Origin of the sequence: Amycolatopsis rubida (assembly GCF_900115345.1) — a bacterium.
GTDB classification, from domain to species: domain Bacteria; phylum Actinomycetota; class Actinomycetes; order Mycobacteriales; family Pseudonocardiaceae; genus Amycolatopsis; species Amycolatopsis rubida.
The window spans coordinates 1-11,320 of the sequence record NZ_FOWC01000033.1 but is presented as its reverse complement, the minus strand read 5'-3'; the positions used below and the strand labels follow the sequence as shown (position 1 = coordinate 11,320).

Annotated in this window: 14 protein-coding genes; 8 read left to right on the top strand and 6 right to left on the bottom strand. The window is 70.6% G+C overall.

Annotated elements, in window-relative coordinates:
- Positions 1-162: 162 nt before the first annotated feature.
- From BM362_RS45915 to BM362_RS45900, 4 genes are all read left to right on the top strand, one after another.
- Complete coding sequence (locus BM362_RS45915; RefSeq protein ID WP_093577412.1) at positions 163-1,149, top strand: hypothetical protein; 987 nt, start codon at positions 163-165, stop codon at positions 1,147-1,149.
- 186 nt (positions 1,150-1,335) lie between these two features.
- Positions 1,336-1,845 carry a hypothetical protein gene (locus BM362_RS45910; protein WP_143132663.1) on the top strand — a complete coding sequence of 170 codons (510 nt, stop codon included), beginning with the start codon at positions 1,336-1,338 and terminating at the stop codon, positions 1,843-1,845.
- Positions 1,846-1,990: 145 nt separating this feature from the next.
- A complete protein-coding gene (locus BM362_RS45905; RefSeq protein ID WP_093577410.1) occupies positions 1,991-2,665 on the top strand; it encodes a hypothetical protein in 675 nt (224 codons plus the stop codon).
- A gap of 250 nt (positions 2,666-2,915) precedes the next feature.
- Complete coding sequence (locus BM362_RS45900) at positions 2,916-3,188, top strand: hypothetical protein (RefSeq protein ID WP_093577409.1); 273 nt, start codon at positions 2,916-2,918, stop codon at positions 3,186-3,188.
- A 50-nt stretch (positions 3,189-3,238) separates the two neighbouring features.
- On the opposite strand, the gene BM362_RS45895 is transcribed toward BM362_RS45900, so the two are convergent.
- Complete coding sequence (locus BM362_RS45895; protein ID WP_093577408.1) at positions 3,239-3,574, bottom strand: hypothetical protein; 336 nt, start codon at positions 3,572-3,574, stop codon at positions 3,239-3,241.
- Between the two features lie 386 nt (positions 3,575-3,960).
- Between BM362_RS45895 and BM362_RS45885 the strand changes: the two genes are divergently transcribed.
- Genes BM362_RS45885 through BM362_RS45875 form a run of 3 tightly spaced genes read left to right on the top strand, consistent with a single transcriptional unit; the run spans position 3,961 to position 5,986 of the window.
- The gene (locus tag BM362_RS45885; RefSeq protein ID WP_093577406.1) at positions 3,961-4,260 is read left to right on the top strand and encodes a hypothetical protein; all 300 of its coding nucleotides are present in this window, start codon (positions 3,961-3,963) and stop codon (positions 4,258-4,260) included.
- Positions 4,257-5,210 (top strand): recombinase family protein, encoded by a 954-nt coding sequence (locus tag BM362_RS45880; RefSeq protein ID WP_093577415.1) that lies wholly within the window; start codon positions 4,257-4,259, stop codon positions 5,208-5,210. The genes BM362_RS45885 and BM362_RS45880 overlap by 4 nt, the downstream gene beginning before the upstream one ends.
- The gene (locus BM362_RS45875; RefSeq protein ID WP_208865544.1) at positions 5,207-5,986 is read left to right on the top strand and encodes an AAA family ATPase; all 780 of its coding nucleotides are present in this window, start codon (positions 5,207-5,209) and stop codon (positions 5,984-5,986) included. The genes BM362_RS45880 and BM362_RS45875 overlap by 4 nt, the downstream gene beginning before the upstream one ends.
- A 13-nt stretch (positions 5,987-5,999) precedes the next feature.
- On the opposite strand, the gene BM362_RS45870 is transcribed toward BM362_RS45875, so the two are convergent.
- The 5 genes from BM362_RS45870 to BM362_RS45840 all read right to left on the bottom strand — a co-directional run bounded on the left by BM362_RS45870 (position 6,000) and on the right by BM362_RS45840 (position 10,582).
- Complete coding sequence (locus tag BM362_RS45870) at positions 6,000-6,845, bottom strand: aminoglycoside phosphotransferase (RefSeq protein WP_208865543.1); 846 nt, start codon at positions 6,843-6,845, stop codon at positions 6,000-6,002.
- A 22-nt stretch (positions 6,846-6,867) separates the two neighbouring features.
- Positions 6,868-7,803 (bottom strand): radical SAM/SPASM domain-containing protein, encoded by a 936-nt coding sequence (locus tag BM362_RS45865; protein WP_244287500.1) that lies wholly within the window; start codon positions 7,801-7,803, stop codon positions 6,868-6,870.
- A complete protein-coding gene (locus tag BM362_RS45860) occupies positions 7,800-8,240 on the bottom strand; it encodes a hypothetical protein (RefSeq protein ID WP_143132662.1) in 441 nt (146 codons plus the stop codon). The genes BM362_RS45865 and BM362_RS45860 overlap by 4 nt, the downstream gene beginning before the upstream one ends.
- 1,240 nt (positions 8,241-9,480) lie before the next feature.
- Positions 9,481-9,858, bottom strand: coding sequence for a hypothetical protein (locus BM362_RS45845; protein WP_093577402.1), 378 nt, complete (start codon positions 9,856-9,858; stop codon positions 9,481-9,483).
- 70 nt (positions 9,859-9,928) lie between these two features.
- On the bottom strand, positions 9,929-10,582 hold the full coding sequence (locus tag BM362_RS45840; protein ID WP_093577401.1) for a hypothetical protein: 654 nt from the start codon (positions 10,580-10,582) through the stop codon (positions 9,929-9,931).
- A 239-nt stretch (positions 10,583-10,821) separates the two neighbouring features.
- Here BM362_RS45840 and BM362_RS45835 point away from each other — a divergent pair, with 239 nt between their 5' ends.
- Complete coding sequence (locus tag BM362_RS45835; protein WP_143132661.1) at positions 10,822-11,136, top strand: hypothetical protein; 315 nt, start codon at positions 10,822-10,824, stop codon at positions 11,134-11,136.
- The last annotated feature ends 184 nt before the right edge of the window (positions 11,137-11,320 follow it).

Sequence of the window (11,320 nt, the reverse complement as noted above, 5' to 3'; positions counted from 1 at the left end):
GCCCGAAAGCGCTGCTCACCGCGACGCTCTGGCGCGACGACGCCATGCGGCACTTCGCGACACACCGCTCCTAGCGCCGGTGTGAGCATCCGCCGGGCAAGAGTCGGCAACGTTGTTGCCACCAGGTTGCACCCGAGCTTCGCACATGGCAACTTGGTTGCCATGGTGCAGGTACGTGTGATGTTGCTGGCGGCGCTGGAGCCGGACTGGCTGTACGTCCCAGGTCCCGAAGGGGTCCTGCCCGCGGGGGTGGAACTGTTCGTGCCGGACGCGGAACCGACGGACTCGTCCGGGCTGCCGTTCCTGTGCCTGCAGTACGACTCGCACCACCGCGTCGAGGGCTTGTCGACGGCCGATCGGGAGGCCCGGACCGTGCGGTGGGAGATTCCGCTGATCGTGCTGAACCAGGAGTTCGCCGATCTTCTGGTGCGGCTGGCGCCGCTCGCCGCACCGGTGGCCGAGGGCCTGACCGTCGAGGTGTCCGCCGGCCGAGCCGTGCAGCGGCTGTCCGAGCAAGCCCGGAACGCGCGCGAACGGTTCGGCCGGGAACTGGCCGCGGCACTGGCCGACCGGCCGCGGCTGGAGATTCACGCCGTGCCGAAGGAGCAGATGTCCGGGCTGGTCACGGCAGACACCGACGGGACCGAACTGGCGGAGATCCTGGAACGGCTGCGTGCGGCCGTCCCGCCCTCCCGGCCCGGGAACTACGTGGTGCTCGACTACGCGACCGAGCGGCACCTGGAGAATTTGCGCGACGACGCGCGCCGGCAGGTCCGCGACCAGCTGGCCCACACAGCGCGGCAAGCGAACGCCCACCGGCGCGCACGGGACCGGCTGCTGCGCCGGATCTCCGACTGGGACGACGCCGACGACACCGGCCGCGGGCTCGCCAAACTCACTGATCTGTCCCACACCGCCGTCCAGAAGATCCTCAGGCAGAACGACGAGGACGGCACCCCGGACGACGACCTGCCGACCATCGAGTACACCTGGCGCCACAATGACTACATCGCCAGCAGCGACACCACAGCCGACCGCACGAAAGCTCTCGATGCCGCCCGCGAATGCCGGAAGGCCAACCCCGCCGCCGGGATCGTCGCGGTCGTCCGTCGGCACGTCACCGGCTGGGAACTCGACCAGCAGCTCTGACACAGCGGACTGACAGTCCGGCCAACGTGACCCTCCCGAGCCGGGTCGTTGTGCCCGACGGTGATCGGCATGAGCGATGACCCCGAGTGAAGATTCGCGCGGACGCACACGATCGTCGTCGACTCGTTGGGGTGACGTCGGTTGCGCGCGGGTTCGATTCGGTCGGGGACGTGATAGGGCATGCCGGTGACGAAACCCTTGGACCGTGATCCCGCGCTGGACGTGCCGATGTGGCGGGCGCTGGATCTGCAGCGCGCCTACGCCTACCGCGACCGCGGGGTCGCCGCGACGATCCTGGACGACCTCGACGGCGCCCAGCTCGGCGACCTCGTCGGCGTCCTGATCGACATGCACAACCAGGACCTGACGGACCTGTCCTCGCTCGGCGCCGCGGTCGCCGTGTCGGCCCTGCGGAGCGAGTTCGACCAGGTCGCCGCCTGTGCTCCGGCCGAGAGCGAGTTCGCGATCACGACCGTGCTCCGCGACGTCGCCGGCGGCGCCGACATGACCGCCGCGCTGAAAAGCCTCGCGCCCGTCGCCCGCGCGCACCTGCTCGCCGCCTACGTCACGGCGATGAACGTCTCGGCGTTCGGCCGGGCCGGCTGCCAGCGGCGTCTCGAAGCGACCGCCGAGATCACCGAGCAGGACCTCGGCAAACCCCGCCCGTATCCACAACCGCTGCCCGCCGGCCGGTAGCCGGGCCGCGACCAGCAACTCGGAACTCGGCTGTCCGGACTCGTCCCCCAGCGCTCCAGCCGTGTTCGCGGCAGGCTCACACTTTGGTGGGGTACATCGGAGTCGTTGAGGTGGCCTTCGCCGGACGCGGGCCAGACTGGGCCGCGTGAGCAACAGCGCCCTGCCCTCAGACCCCGGCGACGAGTACACCTGGCTGATCGAGACCAGCGACGACGGACGCGACTGGTCCTATGAGCTGCACCCGGTCCACGGGCCCCGCGACTCCGGCGGCATCGAACGGGCCGCCAGCGCCGAAGACCTCGCCCGCGCGGTGCTCGCCCGCCGGTTCGGTCTCCTCCGGACGGACAGGGACTACGAGTGGGACGAACTGTGGTTCCGGGCGATCGTGTGGAACCACCGCAACGCCTGCGACCACACCGGGTCGCAGCCGCCGTTCCTGCCGGAGAAAGCCGGGCAGGACCCGGACCGCTACGGCAACTACCTGCTGCACCACCATGCGGAACCGTTCGCGGTGGAGGTCCGCACGCCGCGGCAGGTCCGCCACGCCGTCCAGGACGCCCCGGCGGCGAGGGAAGGCCTCGGCGGCGGCACCCGCGCGGGCGCGGTCTCCCGCACCGAACTCGACGAGGTCCAGCGGGAGATCGCCCGCCTGGTCGGGGAGGCCCGCGAAGCCGGGTGGAGCAGCGAGGCCGCCGACGAGCACCGTGCGCTGCGCACCGCCCGCAGCAAGCTCGCCGACCTCGACCAGGAGCTCGCCGACCGCGTCGCGGACCTGGAGCAGCAACACAGCCACCGCCCCGGCTTCACCGTCGACGCCTGACCCGCCCGACCCGGTCAGAACAACGCGTCGCGCACCGGCTGGTGACGAGGCCTCGCCGGATCGAGGTGGAGACCCCGGAGCGCGGGCCGACACAGCGGGAATCGGTGACGGTGCTGCGCCGGCTGCGACCGCAGATCCACCCTGCCAGCGAGGGCCACACCTTCGCTGGGGCTGCAACGGAAACGGCACCAGCGTCGCCGCCGCGGCGATCCTCACCGACCTGCTGGAGCTGCCCCGGGGCCTGTGGTGGATGATCGACGCCGCCGACGAGTGGCGGCTCTCGCGGATCGCGCTGCTGCGCTGGCTGGCACACCCTCAACCAGATCGGCCCGTATCCGGGCACGGTCGCCGGGATATGGGCCGGATACCGGTGCCGACGCTGACCTTGGGCGATGTCCGGACGCTGATCGAGCGGGTCGACGAGCTGGGCCTGCCGACCGAGAAGTACGTCGTGCGCGGCGTCAAGGCCGCCTGGACCTACGGGCAGCACGTTCACAGCATCTCCGCCAACCCGCTCGCCTGATCGTCCGCGTAGACTGGCGCAGCGGTTGGCGCTAAACCAAGATCCGCAGGTCAGCGGCGGAAGACGTTGCCGAGGTTGCCGGCGTTGACCGAGGTGGCGAGGGCGAGCATGGCGTCGATCCCGGTCTCGTCGCAGCGACCCACCAACTCGAGGACTGGCGACGCGGTCGGCTGGTCGATGACCAGTTCCCAGCCGCGGTCGATGTCGATCGTGATCGCCAGCGGACGTGGCTCGAACGCGCCCCAGACCGGAGTCGTGTCGGTGCGGGGAAGCGGCACGTAGAGCACGTCCCGGCTGGTGGTGATGCCGCGCTCGGCCAGCCGCGCGGCCACGACGTCCAGCAGTGCGGTCGCTTCCTCCGGCGTGGACGGGCGCGGCTCGCGCACCTGAAGGAACCGACGGCGACCGGGTATGTCTGTTCCCCGACACCACAAAGGGACGCCGCGAAGCTGGCTGGCTGCTCGATGACCGGCCCGGCTATCACGTCGTCCGAGTAGACCTTCCCGACAACATCGAATTGACCCGCGCGGAATGGGAGGACTACCCCGCCGTACGCGACGAGATCCCCGCCGACTACCTCACCAAGGTTGACAGCATCGGCTGACCGTCGAGCTATCGCTTCGTGGTGCACACGAGTTCGGACATCAGTGCAGTCCACTTCGGATATCGACATCGCCCGAACACTCGAGGGCCAGAATCCGTCTCAGAACGCGTTCTCACGCAAACAGCGGGGCGAGGTGGTTCTGGGAAATGTTTGTGAGAAAATCCCGGCATGGAGAACGAGGGGACGCGACCGCTGCGGGCGGTCGCCGACGGGGAACGGGCCGACGGGGAACGGGCCGACGGGGAACGGGCCGACGGGCGGCGGTTCGCGGCGTGGGCGCCGCGGCGGTCGCTGCGGATGGGCGTCGCCGCATCGTGGCCGGAGTTCGCGCAGCAGATGCGCCGCCACTCGATGCTCCCCGCGCGCTGGCCGGTCATCCGGCTTCCGGCCGGCGCGACGCGCCGCGTGGTGTGGCCGCTGGTGCGCACCGCCGGCGAGTGGCGGCGCCGGTTCGGACGGCGGCGATGACCGCAGCCGCGCCGCTGTCGGACGCCGACGACGTCGAGCGGCATTCGTGCCCGCGCTGCCTGGCCGAGCCGGGCTCGCCCTGCCGGTCCCGCTCCGGAGCGGTCGCCGGGACCTACCACACCGGACGGTTCACCAAGGTCGCCCGGCTGGCCAAGGAACTGCGGGTGCCGACCCCCGCCGACCGCGGTCCGGGCCAGCCGTGGCGGCCGGGGACACCTCCGCCCGCGCCGATCGCGCCGACCGCGCCGACCGAGGACATCCGGATCGGCTACGCCCGCTGCTCGCACCTGACCCAGGAACTGCAGTCGCAGCTCGACGCCCTCGCCGCCCACGGCATCCCGCGCGAGAAGATCTTCGCCGAGAAGATCTCCACCCGCATCCGGGTCCGGCCGCAGTTCGAGGCCGCGCTGGAGGCCGCGCGGCAGGTCAAAGCGCACGCTCCGCACTGCCGGGTCCTGTTCACCGTCTCCGAGATGAAGCGCCTCGGCCGCGACTCCGCCGAACTGACCGCGATCGCGGACCACCTGACCGCGCACGGGATCCTGCTGGAGATGCTCGCCGGGCCGATCCCCGGCATCTACGACCCCTCGGGCACCGGGCGGATGCTGTTCGGGTTCTTCGCCGCGATGGCCGAAACCGACCGCGAAGCCATCCGCGAGTCCACCTTGGAGGGACTGAACGCCGCCGCACGCAAGGGAAACCACGGCGGACGGCCCACGGTCATCACCGACGACATGCTCCACACCGTGCTGCGCCGCCGCGCGAACGGCGAGTCCGTCGAGGACATCCGCCCCGACCTGATCATCCCCACCGGCAAACGCAAAGGACACAACCCCAGCCTCGCCAGCATCTACCGTGCGCTGGCCGAGCACGAGAAACGGGAAGCGCACCCGGACGCGGTCGCGCAGGCCCGCGCCGACTTCGCCGCCCTCTCCGGGGCGTCGGCGTGAACCGCGCGCGTGCGGCTGCCCGGACCGGCGGCGGGTTCGTGCAGCGGGTCCGGATCGCGCAGGACTCCGGCACCGGCCGCTATCCATTCACCCTGCCGGTGGTGCAGCGCCTGGCCCAGACCGGCGGGCTGCACCTCGACCCGGGCGTGACGTTCCTCGTGGGCGACAACGGCACCGGCAAGTCCACCCTGGTCGAAGCACTCGCGGTTTCGGCCGGGTTCAACCCGGAGGGCGGCTCGCAGTCGTTCCGGTTCGCCACCCGCGCCACCGAATCCAGCCTGGGCGACCATCTGGTGCTGCGCTGGGGCGTCCGCAAGCCGCGCACCGGGTTCTTCCTGCGCGCCGAGTCCTACTACAACGTCGCCAGCGAGATCGAACGCCTCGATCAGGACCCCGGTTCGCCGCCGCTGCTGCCCGCCTACGGCGGAGTCTCCCCGCACGAGCGCTCCCACGGCCAGTCCTTCCTTGACCTGGTGACGCACCGGTTCGGGCCGGACGGGCTGTACCTGCTGGACGAGCCGGAGGCGGCGCTGTCCCCGCGCGGGTGCATGGCGCTGGTGGCGCGGATCGCCGAGCTGACCGCAGCGGGCAGCCAGTTCGTCGTGGCCACGCACTCGCCGATCCTGCTGGCCGTGCCCGGCGCGCGGATCCTGCAGATCGACAGCGCCGGCGACATCGAGCAGGTCGGCTACGACGAAGCCGAACCGGTCGCCCTCACCCGAGGGTTCCTCGCCAGCCCGGACCGGTTCCTGCACCACCTGCTCGCCGACGAGTGACGTCCGGCGCGGCTCAGCGCTGAAGGGCCGCAATGACGCTCTCGGCGTTGCGGTGCAACGGGATCGCGAGATCTTCGTACTCTCCGGCGTTGATCCGCAGCAGCATCCGCCCCGTGACGTAGAGCTGCGATACCAGCCCGTCGCGGCTGTCGAGCAGCTCTCCGAACTCTGCTCGGACTCGCGCGGCGACCGCCGGACGCAGCAGCGAGTGCAGGTAGAGCGTCGCGGCGTCGTACCCGGCCGGGGCATGGCCCCAGCCTTCCCAGTCCACCAGCACGCAGTCCGGTTCGAGCAGGTTCGCCCAGTGCAGGTCCGCGTGCGCGACCGTCCACTCCCGCACCGCGGGGTCGGCCCGGTCGCCGAAGAACACCCGCAGCCGCCGGGTGACCTCGTCCTGGGTCAGGTGGGTGCGGGTGGTCTCCGCGGCGGCCAGCATGCCCAGCGATTCCCGAAGCCCGCTCCACCAGGCGCCGGGCAGGTCGAGGTCGCCGCGCAGCTCCGGGGTCGGCGAGCACGCCCGGCCCTCGGCCACGCTCATCAGTTCCGCGCGCAGCCGCTGCCCCTGCTCGGCCCAGTCCCAGTGCCGCAGCACCCGGGGTTTGGCCACGCCGGACACCTGGCCGGCGTCGACGTTGCCGGTCCAGAAATCGCCGTCGGCCCACTGCTCGGCCTCGGCCACCGCCCGCAGCCACCGCGGTCCGCTCTGCGTGTCGACCCGCGAGCTGATGGACCGGTCGCGCCAGCCCCAGACCACGTCCCCCGACGGGACGGCATCGAGCGTGGCGGCGGCCCGGGCCAGGCAGCGGCGCAGCCAGGCACGATGCTCGTCGTCGACGAGCGGATCGGGCTGGGAAGACATGCAGGTCAGGCTACCGACGCGGTCACCGGTAGGTGGGCCAGCAGCGGCGGAACGGCGCGCACGGGCTGCACGAGGGCGAGCACCGCGGAGCGCACGTCGGCTGGCACGGTTCCGGAGCACAGCTCGGGTGGCACGAGTCCAGACGGCCGCCGCTGGCGCCCGCGTCGCCGCGAGGCTGACGCGCGGCGAAGGCGCCGGTCAGCTCGGCGCGCACCCGCTCGGCCTCGCCGCTGGACAGGATCGCGGCGAGCGCGTCGTCGAGCACGTTGCCGACCGGCAGCCAGCGCGAGAACACGCACGGCCAGACCGCCCCGTCCGGGGAGATCGCCGCGACTCCGTCGCCGCAGTGCCCGCACAACTGCTCGACGCCCGCCTGCCGGTCGCGGACCCCGCGCCCGACCTGCCGCACCCGGTCGTAGCCGACCGCGGGCACGCCCAGCTCGACCAGTTCGCGCTGCGCGTCGTCGGCGCGTTGCCCGCCGCCCAGGTCGATCACCCCGGCCCGCAACGGGATCCCGCGGCCGAGGGCCTCGGCGATGTTCGCCTTCGTCCTCGCGTAGCTCGGGCGGCCGGTGACCGCGGCGTGCTGGGCCGGATCGTCGGAATAGTAAGAGGTCGCCAGCGACACCCCCGGCCGCGAGAAGAGTTCCCACAGCTCGTCGGTGACGTGCACGAGATTGCTGAACACCTCCACCCCGAACCTCAGGGCCAGGGCGTGCTCGACCAGCAGTGCCAGGTGCGGGTACAGCGTCGGCTCGCCGCCGATGAACTGCACCGTCTCCACGCCCAGCGCCGCAGCCTCGTCCAGCACCCGCGTCCAGTCCGCGCGCGTCATCGACCCGTGCGTCCCGGACGGGCCGGACTCGGCATAGCACTGCCGGCACTCCAGCTGACAACGCCCGGTCACTTCCAGCCACAGAAACGACGTCCGCACCGAATCCCCTCCCGTCGCGATCACCACTCGAACTCTGACCTGCGACGACGCCAGGCGGTACCGATGATCAGGCGAGACGGGACAGGCGCCCGGGGCGACTCGGAGTGAGAGCGGCAGGCTTCGCCGCACTTAGTCCAGCGGAGCCGGCGGCCACGGCGCCGCCGGGTCGTCGGGCAACGGGTCCAACCGATCCGGCAAGTGCGCCCACACGGATCCCCGAAACCGCGCATCGCCTCCAGACCGCCACGGACCCGGTACGTGGCCTCGCGCAGATCGTCGGTGATCTCTGCTTCGGCGATGCGGGCGAGGGTTCCCTCGCCGACCTCGGGATAGCCAGGAATGTAGGCCAGCCCGGCCGCGACGGTCCCGCCGAGGAACACCGGGACATCAGCCCGCAGGCCCTCCGACAGCTCGTAGCTCAGCCGCGTCACCCAAGGCACCTGCGCATCCGGCGCGGTCATCGCCAACTGGAGACCGCCCTCGGTCCGGCGAACATCAAACGAAACCAACATCCCCCAAGCATCACACCGATCCGGCCACCTGCCCCGCCACCGCGCCCGTCCCGACGGACGACGCATCCGACCAGTCGCGCTGGCAGGCTTCTCCCGTATCCCGGCGACCCCCTCCAGGCCGCGCGGACCCGGTATCGTCGAACGAACAGGCACGCTTCCGCCCTCTGGCGACCCGCATCTGGACGCGGTGCGGATTGGTCCCCGACCGCCGGAGCAAGGCGGGGTGGAGTTCGACAACGGGGTCCATCTGGGCCCCGAGCATCGCCACCGCGACAGCGACGAAGTCACCTGGCACCAGCGACGGATCTATCGCGACCAGACCGGCCTTCAAGCTCGAGAAACCCCACAGCCTCGCCAATCGGCTCGGCCTCGACGTCCAGTGGGACGACGAGGACCAGTAAGAAAAAGGAAGGGGCGGACGTCAGGGGCGGGGAGCGGGCTCGGGGCGCGCTGCACGCAGGAAGCGGGGCCTGACCGTAGCCGGCTCCGCCGCGGGAAACTGGCGCACCGTCGACAACGACGCCACCCGGAAGCCGTGCTCGGTGATCAACCGCTGGTAGATGCGGACAATCGTGTGCTTCTGCTTCCGCGGCGCAGCCACGTCATCCCGCAGCATCTCGTCGATCCAACCATGCGCGGGCTCCAAGATCGACCGTCAGGGAGGCGGCTTCTTCCGTTCCCTGGGCACCGCGCTGGCCAACGCCTCCCGAACCGTCCGCCGATGCACCCCATAGCGTTTCGACAGCGCGTTCGCCGACGCCCGCGGATCGTCACGACGACCACGACGGATGCGCTCGAACAACCCGACGCGCGACAGCGCCACTCACCGGCCTCCTGACACGACCCGGACTTACGTGGCGCACATCCTCGGAAGGCGGGGGGTCTCCCCGGGACCGCGCCGAGGTTATCGCATTTCTGGTTGCAATGATCCGAATGCGTCATTTCCGTTCCGAATCCCCTATGATTGAAGGGGAGGCAGAGCATCGCCTTTCTGGGAGTTCGGTCGGGCCGGGCTGCGGATCGCTTCCCCTCGCACTGCGCAGCCCGGTTTCCGGATCCCGCGGCGTTGTGGTCCCGGTCGCCGTGCCACCGGCGAGAGGCCAGGCGCCCGATCGGCCCGCGTTCCCTCGCAATCCGAGTCCCTGAGCTTGTGAACCTCAGCTGGTGGCGGCGCCGAGTTCGGCGGCCGTCAGGCTTGTCTCCAGTCGACCTGAGGCGCCCGCACGATCTTGAGTCTCTGCCGCTGGATGTCCCAGGTCACGGCAGCACCGGGCCCGTTGACGTGCTGACGGACAGCGGCTTGAACTCGCTCTTGTCCGTCCAGGCCCAGCTCCACGTCATCGAAATCGTGTCGCCACTCGTAGGGCTGGCAGATGATCCGGCATCGCCCGAGGCGGGTGCGGTCGAGCCTGGCCGCGGCGAATTCTCCGCCTCCGCCGGTGTCGCAGTAGCGGCAGAACCACAGCCACGGCGGAAGGGTGATCCACCGCGGGCCGCCGCCGGGAACGCGAGCGTTGCCGAACACCGCGTCGAGCAGCGCTCCGATCGGCCGCTGCCGTACCGGCATCGCGTTCCTCCCCCTCAGTCGTGACCGGGCTGTCTGCTGTGGTCATCGCAGTCCTCTGCGACAGGTCGAGTCAGCGATGCCGGGGAAGTCCGAGCAGGCCGACGAGGTCGTCGGGCAGCATCTCGGACGTGACGCCGTTCTCGGCGAGGATGCGCTGTACGTGGCCGGGGTCAGTGCGGGGCAGCAGATCGAGGATGCCGCCGCGAAGCCTCTGGAGCCGCCGGACGAACCGGGCGACGTCCATTCGTCCGCCGTGTTCGCACATCTTGGTGTAGTAAAACGAGTACTTTTCGGCCCAGTCTGCGAGGTGCCCGGATTCCCGGGTTTCCGCGCGCGGCGGCGCCGGCTGATCGCCGCGAGCGTGGACGTCGAGCGTGCTCATCGGCGTGTGGCGGTGGTGATCGGCGGCCGAGGCGGTGTGGAACGCCCAGACGAACGCCGTGTCGGCGGTGCCGGTCCGGGTGTCCTCGACCACGACCGCCTTGCGGGGAAGCCCGTACACCTCCTCGATGAAGGAAGCCGCTTCCTCCACGTCCCGAGTCGAGTGCGCGCCCGGCACCAGTTGCACCTGCCCGCACCAGCCCTTCGGCAACGGAGCAGGATCCAGGATCGCGCCCTCGAGCGGCCCTGCGGGGCCGGCCACGTGCCGAGACCACAACGCCACGATCCGGTCGCGCTCGTCGCGGTATTGCCGGTGCCGACCGTGTCCGTCGTCCCGTGTCATCAGTGCCCCTCCTGCATTGGTAGCCCAGATCGGAAACCTAGCGATCGCGGAGCGCGTGAGTCGAGTTGGCGAGGACCGGAGCCGGATATTCCAGAATTCGACCGGCTCAATCCGCCGCGTGGCCCGGTTCCCGTCCTGACCGTTGCGTCGTGCTCCGTGGCGAACGACGGCCGCTCGTTCCTTCCCGAAGCGTTACGCTGGCAGGACCACGACGTTCAGACCGCTGCCGAGGAGTTCGGATGCGCTATCGATCGCCCGGTTCGCCCGAGTTCCTGCGCGCGCAGCCTCCTGCCATCCGATGTCCCTCGCCAAAGCCGGTGTGGCTGGACCTGTCGCAGGCGGGCCCGATCAATTCCGCGGCGATTTCGTTGACGAAGCCGTTGGCACTCGACGGCCGCATTCCGGTCGTGCTGACGATGATGGCCCGCACGGCGTCCGGCACCGACATCGGCTGGGTTGCTTTGCACGCAGGAAACGCACCAGCCGACGCCTGCGCGCAGGGGCAGTGGGTGCCGCGCGCAGCGCTGACCCCACGCCGCCAGATCGACGAGTGACCAGCGCGGAGGAGGCTGTACATTCTCGGGGGCGGATGCGGAATCACTGTCCCTCTCGAAGGTTGCCGATGATCGCGACGGCGACGTCGTGTACGGAATCGCACGGATTCTTTTTCTCCTTGCGCGAATCCGGCTGCCGGATGACGACTTCGATCACTTGGTCGTCCCGCACGCCCAGTGAAGC

Excerpts from the sequence above, each read along its gene's own strand:
- BM362_RS45835 (WP_143132661.1), top strand. The coding sequence starts at position 10,822 with ATGCGCTATCGATCGCCCGGTTCGCCCGAGTTCCTGCGCGCGCAGCCT.
- BM362_RS45880 (WP_093577415.1), top strand. The coding sequence starts at position 4,257 with ATGACCGCAGCCGCGCCGCTGTCGGACGCCGACGACGTCGAGCGGCAT.
- BM362_RS45915 (WP_093577412.1), top strand. The coding sequence starts at position 163 with ATGGTGCAGGTACGTGTGATGTTGCTGGCGGCGCTGGAGCCGGACTGG.
- BM362_RS45885 (WP_093577406.1), top strand. The coding sequence starts at position 3,961 with ATGGAGAACGAGGGGACGCGACCGCTGCGGGCGGTCGCCGACGGGGAA.
- BM362_RS45845 (WP_093577402.1), bottom strand. The coding sequence starts at position 9,858 with ATGCCGGTACGGCAGCGGCCGATCGGAGCGCTGCTCGACGCGGTGTTC.
- BM362_RS45860 (WP_143132662.1), bottom strand. The coding sequence starts at position 8,240 with ATGACCGCGCCGGATGCGCAGGTGCCTTGGGTGACGCGGCTGAGCTAC.
- BM362_RS45870 (WP_208865543.1), bottom strand. The coding sequence starts at position 6,845 with ATGTCTTCCCAGCCCGATCCGCTCGTCGACGACGAGCATCGTGCCTGG.
- BM362_RS45840 (WP_093577401.1), bottom strand. The coding sequence starts at position 10,582 with ATGACACGGGACGACGGACACGGTCGGCACCGGCAATACCGCGACGAG.
- BM362_RS45900 (WP_093577409.1), top strand. The coding sequence starts at position 2,916 with ATGATCGACGCCGCCGACGAGTGGCGGCTCTCGCGGATCGCGCTGCTG.